The organism is Streptomyces sp. NPDC020884, from assembly GCF_044333935.1.
Taxonomy (GTDB): Bacteria; Actinomycetota; Actinomycetes; order Streptomycetales; family Streptomycetaceae; genus Streptomyces.
Window position 1 is genome coordinate 98583 of record NZ_JBIRRY010000001.1, and the last position, 13936, is coordinate 112518.

Below are 13936 nucleotides of genomic sequence, written 5' to 3' on the forward strand. Positions count from 1 at the left end.
AAGGCAGACGGGGCCTCTTGACGCACCCGATCTCCCCTCCCTAGCTTGTCCATGCATGTGAATGCCAGCCAGGATTTGGCACAGCGCCCGCGTACGCCCCGAGGAGACCCCCGTATGACCGCTCCCCGTACCGTCCTGCTCACCGGCGCCGCAGGCGGCCTCGGCACCCTGATGCGGGGGCTGCTGCCCGCGTACGGATACGACCTGCGGCTGTTCGACCTGGTCCCGGTGGACGGCGCGCCCGACGCGGTCACCGCCGATCTGAACGACCGGGAGGCGCTGCGCGAGGCCGTGCGCGGGGTGGACGCGGTCGTCCACCTGGCGGGCATCTCCCTGGAGTCCACGTTCGACAAGATCCTGCACGCCAACATCCAGGGCACCCACCACCTCTACGAGGCCGCCCGCGAGGAGGGCGTCCGGCGCATCGTGTCCGCCTCCTCCAACCACGTCATCGGCCACACCCCGCGTCCGACCGCCGGTGATCCGCTGATCCCGCTGGACACACCGCGCCGCCCCGACACCTTCTACGGGCTCTCGAAGTGCTTCGGCGAGGACCTGGCCCAGCTCTACTGGGACCGGTACGGGCTGGAGACGGTCTCGGTACGGATCGGATCCTGCTTCCCCGAGCCCACCTCGGTGCGGATGCTGTCGGTCTGGATGAGCCCCGGCGACGGCGCCCGGCTGCTGCACGCGGCCCTCACCGCCGAGGACGTGGGGCACACCGTCGTCTACGGCTCCTCCGCCAACACCCGGCTGTGGTGGGACCTCGCCCCGGCGAGGGCACTGGGCTACCGGCCGCTGGACGACTCGGAGCCGTACGCGGCGAAGCTCGTCGCCGAACAGGGCGAGCTGGCCCCGGACAATCCGGCGCACGCCCGCGTGGGCGGCCACTTCGTGACCGACCCGCCGATCTGGCCGCACTGAGAGCCGGCGGCCGGCGGAAATCGGGGCGACGCGGGAGCGACCGGGCGGGCAGGATGGCCGCCATGCCGAGACCTTCCGGATTCCAGTACGAACAGCACGGCGACCAGAGCGTCACCATCACCCACCAGGGCCGCCCGGCGGGCACCCTGCGCGGCGGGCGGGCGGAGAAGTTCCTGGCCGAGGTGGCGTCGGGCGACGCCCAACTGGTGATGGCGCGCTGGACCGGCGCGTACAAGCACGGCAACGAGCGCACCGCCCGCAACCACCCGCGCAACCGGCGCTGAGGCGCTGCCGAACCGCGGCCGAGCGCGTGCCGGGGGCCGCGAAAGCGGCGTTCCGGACAGCCGAGGGTAAGGGAACGGCAAAGCGGGGTCGTTCGTTACCCCGTGCATGACCGCAATGACCCCCGGCTCGAACATCCCTCTCTCCGTCGCCCGCGTGGCGGTGGACGTCGCCGCTCCGGTGCGGCTCGACGTCTCGGGCCTGCTGCTCACCGCCGACGGCAAGGTGCGCTCCGACGACGACTTCATCTTCTACAACCAGCCCTCGGGCCCCGGCGTGACCTACCGCGCCGGCGGCGGCTCCGCGCCCGACGCGATCGTGGTGGACACCGCCGCCGTCCCGCCCGGCATCGAGAAGATCGTCGTCACCGCGAGCCCGGACGCCGCGGGCCAGACCTTCCAGGGCGTCGAGCCCACCGCCACCGTGCGCAACGCGGACGACGGCAGCGCGCTCGCCACCTTCACCCCGCCGCAGCTGGGCGCCGAGACGGCGCTCGTGGTCATCGAGGTCTACCGGCGCAACGGCGCCTGGAAGGCCCGCGCGGTCGGCCAGGGGTACGCGAACGGGCTGGCCGGGATCGCCACGGACTTCGGCGTCTCGGTCGAGGAGCCCGCGGCCCCCGCCGCCGCGCCGGTGCCGGTCGCGGCTCCGGTCGCCCCGGTGGCGCCGCCGGTCGCCGCCCCCGTCGACCCCCGGATCGCCCCGCCGGCCCCGCCCGCACCGCCCGCTCCCCCGGCGGCCCCCGCCGCGCCCGCCGGCTCGGGGAAGATCAACCTGGACAAGGGCCGGGTCACCCTCCAGAAGAACCAGACCGTGTCCCTCGTCAAGGGCGGCGCCCCGCTGCTCTCGCGGGTCAGGATGGGGCTGGGCTGGGAGCCCGCGTTCCGGGGCAAGGACATCGATCTGGACGCGTCGGTGATCGCGTACGGCCCCAACCGCAACCACCTGGACAGCTGCTACTTCGGCAAGCTGACCATCCTGAACGGGGCGATCAAGCACTCCGGCGACAACCTCACCGGTGAGGGCGCGGGCGACGACGAGGTGATCGTCGTGGACCTGGGCCGGATCCCCGCCGATGCGACGGGCCTGGTCTTCACGGTGAACTCGTTCACCGGTCAGAAGTTCAACGAGGTCGCCAAGGCCTACTGCCGGCTGATCGACGACGCGTCCGGGGAGGAGCTGGTCCGCTTCGACCTCACCGGCGCCGAGCCGCAGACCGGCGTGATGATGGCCAAGCTCATCAAGCAGTTCACCGGCGAGTGGGAGATGACCGCGATGGGCGAGTTCGTGAAGTCACGCACCGTGCGGGGCATGGTCAAGCCCGCCGCCCAGTCCCTGTAGCCGCCGTGGGCCCCCGCCCGGGGGCCACAACGGATTCCGGGGCGCCTGAAGTGATTCAGGCGCCCCGGGTCCGGAGAAGGCGGACGCTGCTCGTGCTCGTCTCGCGTCTCAGAGCTTGGTCAACTTGGAGTACGGGCTCAGGATCCTTCCCTGACGCCCCGAGAAGTCGATGAGGACTGCGTCGTTGTCGCCCTCGACAGCAAGGATCCTGCCGAGCCCGAACTGGTCGTGCGACACCCTGTCGCCCACATCGAAGCATTCGACCGGTGGGGCCTCCTGGGCCGGGCGGTTGAAGGGACTGGAAGGCAGGTGACGCCGGGATCCGGCTGACTGTTTCATTACGTCGAGTATGCGCCCTGTGAAGGCCCGACGCCATGCCCGCCGGGGCCGGGGCCCCAGAAGTGCCGGATTCGTAATCAGCGCTCACCACGGCCGGTCAGCGCTTCCTCCCGCCCCCAGCAGCGGAACCACGCGGAACGCCGCGTCGGAAAGACCCCCGAACGTGTGGCGGTTTCCGCCACCGGACGGGGCGTGGCCGAGCCGGTGTCCGGTCGGATTCCCGGTGCGGACGGGCACCGTGCCCGAAACGCTCCGGGTCGCGTCGCCACGGCGCGTGTACGGGGTGTCCTCGTCGGTGACGACGAGGACACCGAAACGCGAGGGGGCGCAACCGAAACGGTGGGCGGGGGCGTCGCACAGAAGGGTCCCGGGGTGATCGTCCCCCGGCCCGGACAAGGCCCGGCGCGGCGGCACGAGGGGGGACGCACACGGTATGGAGCAGCTCGCGGAGTACCGGCTCGTGGCGCTGCTCGGCGAGGGCGGCATGGGCCGGGTCCATCTCGCCCGGACGGCGTCGGGCCGGCTGGCGGCGGTGAAGACCGTCCACGCCCATCTCGCCGCCGACCCGCAGTTCCGGGAGCGGTTCCGGCGCGAGACGCTGGCGGCGCGGGCGGTCGCCGGTCCGTTCACGGCGGCGGTGCTGGACGCCGACCCCGATGCCGTACGGCCGTGGCTGGCGACCGAGTTCTGCGCCGGGCCGACGCTCGCCGAGACCGCCGGGGCGCTCGGGCCGCTGGGCGCGGGGCCGCTGGCCGGGCTGGGGGCGGCGCTCGCGGAGGCGCTGGCGAGCATCCACCGGGCCGGGCTGATCCACCGCGACCTGAAGCCGGCGAACGTGGTGCTCACCCGGGGCGGCCCGAAGGTCCTGGACTTCGGCATCGCCCGGCGGGCGGCCGACGAGACGCTCACGGACACCGGGGAGGTCATCGGCTCGCCGGGCTTCATCGCACCCGAACTGCTGACGGCCGACGACGAGCCGTCCCCCGCCACCGATGTGTTCGCCCTCGCGGCCCTGCTGGCACGGATGGCGACGGGCCGGGCTCCCTTCGGCTCCGGCCCCGCGCACCAGGTGCTGTACCGGACGGTGCGGGGCGAAGCCGATCTGGACGGGGCGCCGACCGACGAGTGGCGCACGTTCCTCGCCGCCGCGCTGACGGGCGACCCGGCGGACCGTCCCACGGTGGCCGAGGTACTGAGCTGGTGCGCGGAGCGGTCCCCGGCCGACACGTGGTGGGAGCGGGACCCGGTGTCCGGCCTGGTCCACGCCCACGAGAACAGGGTCGCGGCGCTGGTGGCGGGCGAGGCGGGCGGCCGGGGCGGCGCGGGTGGCCGGGGCGGCACGGGTGACGCGGGTGCCCCGGGCGGCGCGGATGACGCGGGTGCCCCGGCCGGCACGGGTGACACGGGCATCCCGGCAGGCACGGGTGACACGGGCATCCCGGCAGGCACGGGTGACGCGGACGACGCGGGTGCCCCAGCCAGTGCGGATGCCGCGGGCATCCGGGTCGACGCGGGCACCCCGGCCGGCACGAGTGCTCCGCCCAGCGCCGCCGGCGCGAGTGCCCCGCCCGGCGCGGCGGACGCCGGTCCCGCTCCGGCCGATGCCGTACCCGCCCTCACCCGCGCCACCCGCACCCCGGCGGACGCCGTCCCGTACCGGGCCCGTCCCGTGGTCGCGCCGCGGGATGCCGTCCCGGACGACGGGGAGCGGGGCCGGGGCCCGACCAGGCGGCGGCTGCTCGCGTTCGGCGGGGCCGCGCTCGTGGCGGGGACCGGCATCGCCGGGGTGACCGTGCTCGGCCTCACCGAGAAGGACCGCCCGACCGGCTCCCCCGCCACCACGCCGCCGAAGACCCGCTGGACCCGGGGACGGCTTCAGTGGACCCGGACCGTCGGCGACCTCGGCCCCTCCGGCCGGGTGCTGCGCCACGGCAGCGCGCTCCTCGTCACGGACGCGGCCGCGGTGACCGCGCTCGACGCGGCCACCGGTGCGGTGCGCTGGCGGCATCCCGCGCAGGACGTCACGGCCGTCCGGCCGCTCGGGGACCAGGTGCACCTGCTGCTCTCCGGGCTGCTCTTCGCACCGGAACTCCTCACCCTCGACGCCCGTACGGGCAACCGGCGCTGGTCGGCCGTGCCGGTCCGGCCGCCCGGCGCCGGGACGTCCACCGCTCCCGACGGCCAGTCGGCGTTCTTCACGGTCGACGGCGCGACGACGGCCCTGGTCACCTACGCCTCGGACGCCAGCCTGTGGGCGAAGCGGACCCTGGGCGAACGCCCCTGGCGCGCCTACGGGTTCGATTCCCGTACGGGGAAGGCTCTCTGGTTCCACGAGGGGACACGGGCCGCGGTGACCGGCATCGACGCGGCGGGCGGGCGGCTGGCCGTCGGGCTCCGCCTCCCCACCCCTTACGGGGCACCCCCCGAGGAGCCGTTGTTCGTGCTGCGGACCTCCGGCGCGGCACCGTGGCCGGAGCCGGAGATACCCGGCGGCGCCCCCTATCCGCACGCCCACCCCGGCGCCTCCGGCACCCGCTACTACACGCGTGGCGGCCGGATCCTCGCGGTCGATCTGGCGACCCGGCGCACCGCCTGGCGCCGGAAGCTCGAAGGTTCGCCCACGGTCACGCCCGTGGCGACCGGTGGCGTGGTGCACGCCGCGTCGGCGGGCGGGGTCACCGCGCTCGACGCCCGGAGCGGGCGGGTCCGCTGGAGCCGTACGGACGTCGGGCGGCTCGCCTCCGACGACGGCAGCGTCATCGCCCCCGGGCCGCCGCTGGTGACGGACGGCACGCTGTACGCCACCGGGCCGCAGCCGAGCAGCGGCGAGGAGGCCGGGGAGGGGGCGCTCTGGGGGGTGCACGCCCTCGACGCCCTCCGCGAGCGCCGCCTGTGGTCGGCCCCCGTCGAGGCCGACGGGGCTCTGCTGGCCGCCGCGGGCGGAGGCCTCCTCCATGTCTGCGCCGACGGGACCGTGCAGACGTTCACCGGACCGGACTCCGCGTGACGGGCCCCCTGCTTCCCGGCGATCCCGAACGGCTCGGCTCCATCCGCCTGCTGGGCCGGCTCGGGGCGGGCGGCATGGGCACCGTCTACCTGGGGCGGACGCCCGGTGGGCTGACCGTCGCGGTGAAGACGGTGCACGAACACCTGGCGGCCGACCCGCACTTCCGTGAACGGTTCCGCCGCGAGGCCGCCGCCGCCCGCGCGGTGACCGGCGCGCACACGGCCGCGGTGCTCGACGCGGACCCGGAGTCGCCCCGGCCGTGGCTCGCCACCGCGTATCTGCCGGGCGTCACGCTGCGGCACGCGGTGGCGGCGACCGGACCACTGGCGCCCTCCGCCGTACGGTCCCTGGGCGCGGCCCTCGCCGAGGCCCTGGCGGCCGTCCACCGGGCGGGGCTCGTCCACCGCGACCTGAAGCCGTCGAACGTGCTGATCACCGCCGACGGGCCCCGGGTCATCGACTTCGGGATCGCCCGCGCGATCGGCGACCACGGGCTGACCGGCGCGGGCGACGTCATCGGCACCCCGGGGTTCATCGCCCCGGAACAGATCACCGGGGCCATCGTCACCGGGGTCGCGGTGACCCGGGGATCGGTCACCGGGGCGGCCGACGTGTTCGCCCTCGGGGCGGTGCTGGTGTTCGCCGCCACCGGAGGCAGCCCCTTCGGCTCGGCGACCCCGGCGGTGCTGCTCTACCGGGCCGTCCACGAGGACCCTGACCTCTCGGACGTGCCCGAGGACGTACGGGAGGTGGTGACGGCCTGCCTGGAGAAGGACCCCGGCCTGCGGCCGACGGTGGACCAGGTCCTGCGGGCCACCGCGGATCCGCATCCGGCGCTGTGGTGGCGCACGGAGCCGCTGCGCTCGCTGGTCCTGGGCGAGGCGGCGGGGCACGCCCCCGAGGAGCCACCCGAGGACGACGGCACGCCCGCCACCGACCGGACCACGGACCGGGACCCCGGGCAGAGCGCCGGGCGCGCCACCAGCCCGACCACGGACCAGGACACCCCGCCCAGCGCCGGGCACGCCACCAGCCCGACCAGAGACCGGGACCCTGGCCCCAGCACCGGGCACGCCACCGTCCCAACCAGAGACCAGGACCCCGGACCCAGCGCCACGCCCGCCGCCACCAGCCCCGCCGAGGCTCCCCGTGCAGGCACCGCGACCCGTCCGGCCCCCGCGCCCGGCCGCACCCGCCCCCTGCCCTCCCCGCCCGCGCCGCCCACGCCGAGGGGGCCGGCGCGGCGCGGGGAGCTCGCCCGACGCGGTCTTCTGCTGGCCGGAGGCGGCGGGCTCGCCTCGCTCGTCACGTATGCCTTCCTCCGGGGCGGCGGGGCCGGCGGTCGGGAGGAGCGGGGCGAGGATCCTCTGAAGCTCCGGGCGGGGAGCGCCCAGCCGGGCGACCTGCGCTGGACCCTGTCCCCCGCCCGCGACAGCACCACCGTCGACGCCCTGCGGCCCACCGGGAGTTCACTGCTGGTGCACGGTGTCGCCGTGCCCGATGTCGGGGACGCCGGCAGCGGCGGCGGATACGTCACCGCGCGGCGGAGCCTCGACGCCGGGCGCCGGTGGCTGGTCGGCGCCGCGGAGGACACCCCGGCGCAGTGGGGCGTGTCCGGTTCCGTGCTCGTGGCGGCCGACCTGGGGCTCGACGCCCTCGATCTGGCGACGGGCGAACCGCGCGGCAAGCCCGCGGAGCACCCGGTCCCCCTCTGGTTCGCCGTCGCCGCGGGCACCCTGGTCTCCGGTTTCGCGGCGGACGGCGACGCGCCGACGCTGACCGCCGTGGACCTGCGCACGGGTGCGAAGCGCTGGAGCGGGGGCACGGCGGAGGTCCGGTCGCCTGCCGTGCTGGACCGGTCGGTGCTGCTGGCCGACGAGGACGGCGAGAACATCCGGTGCGTCGACGCGGTCAGCGGTGAAATCCGTTGGGCGTACGAGGAGTTCGAGGGTCCGGTGGCCGCTCTGGCGGCGGTCCCGGAGGCGGGCTGTTTCGCCCTGCTCGGCGTCGGGGGCGACCTGCGCTTCCTCCGGGCACGGGACGGCGGCGGCCTGGCATCCGCCGTGCTGGAGGGCGGGCCGAGTTCCGGATCCAGTGCGCTGGCCGCCGTCGGCTCCACCGTGCTGCTGACCACCGGGGGCCGGGTCCACGCCTACGCACCCGCCACCGGCCGGAAGCTCTGGTCGGCGGGGACGGTGGGACTGGACACCAGCTGGCCCGCGGGCACGGGCGGTGTCCGGACCCCGGTGACGGTCGGCGGATCGCTGCTCCACTGGGCGCGGGCGGGGGTCCTCCAGTCCCTCGACCTCCGCAGCGGCGAGGAGCGCTGGGCCGCCACGCTCGGCGGGGTCGGCCAGGTGCCGCCGACGGTGACGGGGGGCACGGTGTACGCGGCGACCGGTGAGCTGTGCCGGGCCCTGGGCGTGAACGGGGGTGCGGTGCAGCGCGGTTGGGCGGTCACCGACGTCCGGGACCTCGCCGCGGACCCCTCCGGCTGGTACGCCCGCATCGGCACGAAGGCGATACGGGCGTACAACCACACGGCTGCGCCGGTGCGGGGCTCCTGAGCGGCCCGGCCGTTCAGGCCCCTCGGCCGCCCGCGCGCGAACGGGCCTTGAACGCCGCCTTGCGGGCGTCCTTGGCGGCCCTCTTGTCGCTGTGCAGCCGGCCGATGGCCTCCAGCACATCGGCGGTGGCCGGGTGGTCGACGCGCCAGACCTCGTCGAAGAAGCCGCTGTGCTGCGCGGAGAGCCCCTCGACCAGGCCCTGGAGCTCGTCCAGCTCGCCGTCCGCGTCCAGTTGGGCGGCGATGGTGTCGATGGCCAGCCAGAAGATCATGTCCTCCGGCGGGGCGGGGACGTCGGCCGCGCCGCGCTCCGCGAGCCAGACGCGGGCCAGGCCGCCGAGTTCCGGGTCGCCGAGCACCCCGCGTACGGCGGGTTCCGCCTCGGGGCCGGCCAGGGCGAGGGCCTGCTGACAGTGGAGGCGGCGCAGCGGCGCACCCTCGTCCGCGCCGTGGGCGGCGGCCAGCAGCTCGGCCGCCGCCGCCACCGCGCCCTCGGCGCCGTACCCCGCGAGCCAGAGCTGGATCTCGGCGCGGGCGGCGGACTCCGCGTAGTGGGCGATGCCGTCGAGGAGGACGTCGGCGCCCTTGCCCGCGAGGTCGCCGACGGCGGGGGCGTCCACCCCGGCCTCCAGCATCCGGGCCCGGATGCCGTACAGGCCGAGGGGGGTGAGCTTGACCATGCCGTAGCGGGTGACGTCCTCGTCGTCGGCCCCGGCGACGGAGCCGTCGGCGGCTTCGCCCTCCTCGACCAGCAACGCCTCGTCGACCGGCCGGTATTCGACGATCCCGATGGGTTCGAGGAGCCGGAACTGGTCGTCGAGGCGCATCATCGCCTCCGACACCTGCTCCAGGATGTCGTCGGTGGGCTCGCCCATGTCGTCGGGGACGATCATCGACGCGGCGAGGGCGGGCAGCGGAACGGGTTCCTCGCCCGCGCCGGTGCCCGCGAGGGTGAGCAGATAGAGGTTGCCGAGGACCCCGTCGAGGAACTCCGCCTCGGCCTCCGGGTCCCACTCCAGGGCGTCGAAGTCGATCGAGCCGTCCTCGCCGACGAGATCCGCGAAGTCGTCCAGGACGGGCGCGGTGGCATCGGCGTGCACGGCGTCCAGGCCGTCGAGCCAGATGCCCAGGACGTCCTGCGGGGAGCCACCGGTGAGCAGGGCCAGGTTCTCGCCCGCGGCGACGGTGCCCCCGGCCTCCGAACCGTCCGAACCGTCCGAACCGTCCGAGCCCTCCGCGTCGTCCGCCTCCTCGTCCCCCTCCTCGGGGTCCGTGACGTCGAGGAGGCCGGTGTCGACGGCCAGCCGCCAGGCCTCGCTGGCGTACGCGGCGCCGTCCTCGTCCGCCGGGAGCCCCAGGTACTCGGCGGCCGCGGGCAGCTGCGCCTCGACGAGCTCGCCGCCGGCCCCGACACGGGTGTCCGGCCCGGCCCAGCGGGCGAGCTTCACGGCACGGACGAACAGCGGAGCGGCGAGCGCGTCCCGTGCCAGTTCGGCCTCGGAGTTGAGCCGCACCGGCGGCAGGGAGGGGCGCTCTGCGGACATCGGGGGTTCTCCTCGGTGCGTGCTCGGGGGCGTACGGAGTACGGACGCGGTTCAGCCGCCCAAGCCTAGACGCATTTCGCCGCATGCCGCCCGCCGCTCTGGCCGCACGCCGCTGGCCCCGCACACAACCCTCGCGCACGCCGCCCGTCTCTGGCCCCGCACGCAACCCTCGCGCACGCCGCCCGCCGCTGGCCCCGCACGCAACCCCTCGCGCACGCCGCCCGCCGCTGGCCCCGCACGCAACCCCTCGCGCATGCCGCCCGCCGCTGGCCCCGCACGCAACCCCTCGCCTGCGCCGCCCGCCGCCCCTCGCGCCCCTACCCGCCCCGGACGCCCGCGCCCGGTTCCAGGCTGAGCGCGGGGGTGTAGCGGTTCACGCCGCCGCCGGTCATGCCCGGGTACTTCTGGACGCGTTCCCAGAGCGGGGACGGGGACCCGACGCCCTCCCCGGGGGCGGCGAGGGCCGCGATGTGGTGCTCGGCGCTCTCCCACTCCGCGTAGTTGAGGACCCGGGTGCCGTCGGTGCTCGCGTGGAAGTGTGCGGCGATGCCGCCGGCGGGCATCTGGACGTCGTCGCCGAGCGCCGCGAACACGGCGTCCACCCAGTCGCGTTGGCGGTCCGGGTCGGGCCCCTCGAACACGACGTCCACAATCACGACGCAGCCGGGTTCCCGGGTGTCGCCCTCGGCCCGGAGTCCGGAGCGGTAGAGCTCGTAACTGTGCAGCCCGAGGCGTTCGATGCCGGGGACGGCGGCGTCGATCTCGGCGTTGCGGGCGTCGCGGCCCTCCGCCACGAAGCTCTGGTAGGCCTGCTCGCCGGTCCACTGGGAGTAGTGCAGCAGGGTCGCGCCGTCCTCCCCCGCGTAGACGCTGTAGGAGAGCAGCCCGGGGTGCGGCCAGTCCCGGCTCTCCCAGGCCTTCCGGATGGCGTCGACGGCCTCCCGCTGCCGCTGCGGTGTCCCGGCGTTCCAGGTGGAGGCCTTGACGATCCGGGCATCGGCGCGGGCCGGGTCGGGGCGGTCGGTGACGTGCGTGGTCATGGCGGTGTTCCCCTCTCACGCGCGCCGGTCGGCGCGTCGCGGTCACCACGGTGACACCTCAAGTCCGGTCGAGGTCAAGGCCGTTCCGCCGGAGGACGCCCGCGTCAGGTGGCGAGTTCGGTGCGCCAGGCCGTCGTGTCGAGCTCGTCCATCAGCCGGATGTCGTGGCCCTCGAGCGGAAAGACCCGTACCGGGAGTCCGGGGGCGGCGGAGATCGCCAGGGCGTCGCCCTCGATGAGGTCGCCGCCCTCCGGGGTGGAGACCCAGGCGAGGATCGACTTCACCGTGCCGCCGGGGTCCAGCAGAAGCTTCTTCGGGCCCGGGTCGTTGCCGAAGTACGAGCCGTCCTCGTTGACCTCGACGGGGAGAGGGCGGCGGGCCTCGTCGAGGACCCTGATCCAGGGGTAGCCGTCCACGGCGTACGGCTTGCGGCCGCAGTTGGTGAGGGTCAGCACGACGGCCCGGTGCATCATCGCGGTCTCCACCGGGCCCATGTCCACCACGACCCCGGAGGCGGGACATTTCCCGGGCGGGGCGGAGGTCGGGCCGGTGGGCGCGTCCGCTCCCGGTGCGGGGGTCGGGGGCAGCGTCTCGGCACGGACACCCCCGGAGGGGGGCGCGGAGGCGGCCGGAGCGGGGTCCACCTCCCCCTCGCCGGCCGGGACGAGGAAGCCGGAGCAGCCGGTCAGCGCGGTCAGCGTCGCCGTCAGCAGAAGGACCGGCACCCGTCTCCGCAGCCGTACGCGCCCACCCATGCCGCCCACCCCTCGCCACCCGCTGTCGCCTGCCTGTCGCCTGTCTGTTCGATCATGTCAGAAGCAGGCGCCGTCCTTTCGGACTCTTCAGCATCTCTTGCCGGTCACCCCAAGCAGATCTAAGTGGACCTTCATGGTTCCGGGAGCGGACACTTCGGGCATGACCGCCACCGCATCGCGCCCCTTCGGCCGCACGCTCTGCGCCATGATCACGCCCTTCACCGCCACCGGGGCCCTGGACCCGGACGCCGCCCGTGCGCACGCCGCCCGACTGGTGGCGGAGGGCTGCGACGGGATCGTCCTCAGCGGCACCACGGGCGAGTCCCCCACCACGACGGACGCCGAGAAGTCCGCTCTGCTGCGGGCCGTCCGGGCGGAGGTCGGCGACGGGGTGCCGCTGCTCTCCGGCGTCGGGGGCCCGGACACCGCACACACCCTGCGCCTGGCCCGGGAGGCCGAGGAGGCGGGCGCGGACGGGCTGCTGGTGGTGTCCCCGTACTACAGCCGCCCGCCGCAGGCCGCCGTCGAGGCGTACTTCCTGCGGGTCGCGGAGTCCTCCGGGCTGCCGCTGATGCTGTACGACATCCCCGGCCGCACCGGCACCCGGATCGAGCCGGAGACCCTGCTGCGGCTGGCGGCGCACCCGCGTGTGGTGGCGGTGAAGGACTGCGCCTACGACCTGCTCGGCTCGACGAAGGTGATGGCCCGCACCTCGCTGGCGTACTACTCGGGCTGCGAGGAGCTGAACCTGCCGCTGTACGCGGTGGGCGGCACGGGCTATGTCAGTACGGTCGCGAACGTGGCGCCCGCCGCGATGCGGGCGCCGCTGGACGCGTTCGACGCGGGCCGCACCGACGAGGCGGCCCGGCTCAACGGGCTGACGAACCGGCTGGTCGAGCTGATGATGGCGAGCGGCCTGCCCGGAACCGTCACGGCGAAGGCGCTGCTGGACGCGGGACCGGTCCGGGAACCGCTGCAGCCCGCCGGGCGCGGGGCGTCCGACGGGCTGCGGAAGGCGTACGAGGAACTCCTCGCGGCCTGATCTGCTGCGGCCTGATCTTCTTGTGGCCCGTATCTCTACGCGACCTGATCTTCTTGTGGCCCGATCTCTACGCGGCCCGATCTCCTTGCGGAGGGGCCTAGTTGTGGGCGTGCAGGACCTCGTTCAGCCCGCCCCACACCGCGTTGTTCGGACGGGCCTCGACCGTGCCGGTGACCGAGTTGCGGCGGAAGAGGATGTTCGAGGCGCCGGACAGCTCGCGGGCCTTGACGACCTGGCCGTCCGGCAGCGTGACGCGCGTGCCGGCGGTGACGTACAGACCGGCCTCGACGACGCACTCGTCGCCGAGCGCGATCCCGACGCCCGCCTCCGCGCCGACCAGGCAGCGCTCACCGATGATGATGCGCTCCTTGCCGCCGCCGGAGAGGGTGCCCATGGTGGAGGCGCCGCCGCCGATGTCGGAGCCGTCGCCGATGACGACGCCCGCGGAGATCCGGCCCTCGACCATGGAGGTGCCGAGCGTGCCCGCGTTGAAGTTGACGAAGCCCTCGTGCATGACGGTGGTCCCGGCGGCCAGGTGCGCGCCGAGCCGGACGCGGTCGGCGTCCGCGATGCGCACGCCCTTGGGGGCGACGTAGTCCGTCATCCGCGGGAACTTGTCGACCGAGGTGACCTGGAGGTGCAGGCCCTCCGCGCGGGCGTTGAGCCGCACGCGCTCCAGGTCGTCGACGGCGACCGGGCCGAGCGAGGTCCAGGCGACGTTCGACAGCAGCCCGAAGAGGCCGTCGAGGTTCTGGCCGTGCGGCTGGACGAGCCGGTGCGAGAGCAGGTGCAGGCGCAGGTAGGCGTCGTGCGCGTCGAGGGGCTTGTCGTCGAGCGAGGAGATGACCGTGGACACGGCGACGACCTCGACGCCGCGCCGGGCATCCACGCCGAGAGCCTTGGCGGCGCCCTCGCCGAGCCGGTTCACGGCCTCGTCCGGAGTGAGGCGCTGCGTACCGGCCGGGCCGGGGTCGGAGGTCAGCTCGGGGGCGGGGAACCAGGTGTCGAGGACGGTGCCGTCACCGGCGACGGTGGCGAGGCCGGCGGCGACGGCGCCGGTGGTGCGGGCAGAACCCTGGGAAGTCGTGTCGGTCAT

11 protein-coding genes and 1 pseudogene are annotated in these 13936 nt (G+C 75.0%); 6 read left to right on the forward strand and 6 right to left on the reverse strand.

From position 1 onward, the window contains the following. Positions 1–114: 114 nt before the first annotated feature. The 3 genes from ACH4UK_RS00480 (at position 115) to ACH4UK_RS00490 (ending at position 2547) form a co-directional block, all read left to right on the forward strand. Positions 115–924, forward strand: a complete 810-nt coding sequence (locus ACH4UK_RS00480) for an NAD-dependent epimerase/dehydratase family protein (protein ID WP_398353880.1) — start codon at positions 115–117, stop codon at positions 922–924. Between the two features lie 62 nt (positions 925–986). Then, complete coding sequence (locus ACH4UK_RS00485) at positions 987–1208, forward strand: hypothetical protein (RefSeq protein WP_398353881.1); 222 nt, start codon at positions 987–989, stop codon at positions 1206–1208. Between the two features lie 106 nt (positions 1209–1314). Beyond that, positions 1315–2547, forward strand: coding sequence for a TerD family protein (locus ACH4UK_RS00490; RefSeq protein ID WP_398353882.1), 1233 nt, complete (start codon positions 1315–1317; stop codon positions 2545–2547). A gap of 108 nt (positions 2548–2655) precedes the next feature. Here the strand turns inward: ACH4UK_RS00490 and ACH4UK_RS00495 are convergent, their stop codons facing one another. Further along, positions 2656–2886 (reverse strand): hypothetical protein, encoded by a 231-nt coding sequence (locus tag ACH4UK_RS00495; protein WP_003969918.1) that lies wholly within the window; start codon positions 2884–2886, stop codon positions 2656–2658. Between the two features lie 84 nt (positions 2887–2970). Further along, positions 2971–3195, reverse strand: a pseudogene (locus ACH4UK_RS00500) (TROVE domain-containing protein); the annotation flags it as partial. A gap of 124 nt (positions 3196–3319) precedes the next feature. Here ACH4UK_RS00500 and ACH4UK_RS00505 point away from each other — a divergent pair. Both ACH4UK_RS00505 and ACH4UK_RS00510 read left to right on the forward strand, forming a co-directional pair. Continuing rightward, positions 3320–5893 carry a PQQ-binding-like beta-propeller repeat protein gene (locus ACH4UK_RS00505; protein ID WP_398353883.1) on the forward strand — a complete coding sequence of 858 codons (2574 nt, stop codon included), beginning with the start codon at positions 3320–3322 and terminating at the stop codon, positions 5891–5893. Further along, positions 5890–8460, forward strand: a complete 2571-nt coding sequence (locus tag ACH4UK_RS00510) for a protein kinase (RefSeq protein ID WP_398353884.1) — start codon at positions 5890–5892, stop codon at positions 8458–8460. Before ACH4UK_RS00505 ends, ACH4UK_RS00510 begins: the two co-directional genes overlap by 4 nt. Before the next feature lie 13 nt (positions 8461–8473). Here the strand turns inward: ACH4UK_RS00510 and ACH4UK_RS00515 are convergent, their stop codons facing one another. The 3 genes from ACH4UK_RS00515 to ACH4UK_RS00525 all read right to left on the reverse strand — a co-directional run bounded on the left by ACH4UK_RS00515 (position 8474) and on the right by ACH4UK_RS00525 (position 11798). Then, positions 8474–10003 carry a hypothetical protein gene (locus ACH4UK_RS00515; protein WP_398353885.1) on the reverse strand — a complete coding sequence of 510 codons (1530 nt, stop codon included), beginning with the start codon at positions 10001–10003 and terminating at the stop codon, positions 8474–8476. Between the two features lie 317 nt (positions 10004–10320). Continuing rightward, a complete protein-coding gene (locus tag ACH4UK_RS00520; protein ID WP_398353886.1) occupies positions 10321–11043 on the reverse strand; it encodes an antibiotic biosynthesis monooxygenase in 723 nt (240 codons plus the stop codon). Between the two features lie 104 nt (positions 11044–11147). Continuing rightward, positions 11148–11798 carry a DUF4232 domain-containing protein gene (locus ACH4UK_RS00525; protein ID WP_398353887.1) on the reverse strand — a complete coding sequence of 217 codons (651 nt, stop codon included), beginning with the start codon at positions 11796–11798 and terminating at the stop codon, positions 11148–11150. Positions 11799–11958: 160 nt separating this feature from the next. On the opposite strand from ACH4UK_RS00525, the gene ACH4UK_RS00530 reads away from it, so the two are divergent. Further along, positions 11959–12840: a 4-hydroxy-tetrahydrodipicolinate synthase family protein gene (locus ACH4UK_RS00530; protein WP_398353888.1), complete on the forward strand. Its 882-nt coding sequence runs from the start codon at positions 11959–11961 to the stop codon at positions 12838–12840. 97 nt (positions 12841–12937) lie between these two features. Here the strand turns inward: ACH4UK_RS00530 and dapD are convergent, their stop codons facing one another. Continuing rightward, positions 12938–13936, reverse strand: a complete 999-nt coding sequence (gene dapD / locus ACH4UK_RS00535) for a 2,3,4,5-tetrahydropyridine-2,6-dicarboxylate N-succinyltransferase (protein WP_398353889.1) — start codon at positions 13934–13936, stop codon at positions 12938–12940.

What these genes read in the sequence shown, in the direction of transcription:
- ACH4UK_RS00515 (WP_398353885.1), bottom strand. Translation starts at nt 10,003, where the DNA reads ATGTCCGCAGAGCGCCCCTCCCTGCCGCCGGTGCGGCTCAACTCCGAG.
- ACH4UK_RS00485 (WP_398353881.1), top strand. Translation starts at nt 987, where the DNA reads ATGCCGAGACCTTCCGGATTCCAGTACGAACAGCACGGCGACCAGAGC.
- ACH4UK_RS00505 (WP_398353883.1), top strand. Translation starts at nt 3,320, where the DNA reads ATGGAGCAGCTCGCGGAGTACCGGCTCGTGGCGCTGCTCGGCGAGGGC.
- ACH4UK_RS00525 (WP_398353887.1), bottom strand. Translation starts at nt 11,798, where the DNA reads ATGGGTGGGCGCGTACGGCTGCGGAGACGGGTGCCGGTCCTTCTGCTG.
- dapD (WP_398353889.1), bottom strand. Translation starts at nt 13,936, where the DNA reads ATGACCGACACGACTTCCCAGGGTTCTGCCCGCACCACCGGCGCCGTC.
- ACH4UK_RS00495 (WP_003969918.1), bottom strand. Translation starts at nt 2,886, where the DNA reads ATGAAACAGTCAGCCGGATCCCGGCGTCACCTGCCTTCCAGTCCCTTC.
- ACH4UK_RS00530 (WP_398353888.1), top strand. Translation starts at nt 11,959, where the DNA reads ATGACCGCCACCGCATCGCGCCCCTTCGGCCGCACGCTCTGCGCCATG.
- ACH4UK_RS00480 (WP_398353880.1), top strand. Translation starts at nt 115, where the DNA reads ATGACCGCTCCCCGTACCGTCCTGCTCACCGGCGCCGCAGGCGGCCTC.
- ACH4UK_RS00520 (WP_398353886.1), bottom strand. Translation starts at nt 11,043, where the DNA reads ATGACCACGCACGTCACCGACCGCCCCGACCCGGCCCGCGCCGATGCC.
- ACH4UK_RS00490 (WP_398353882.1), top strand. Translation starts at nt 1,315, where the DNA reads ATGACCGCAATGACCCCCGGCTCGAACATCCCTCTCTCCGTCGCCCGC.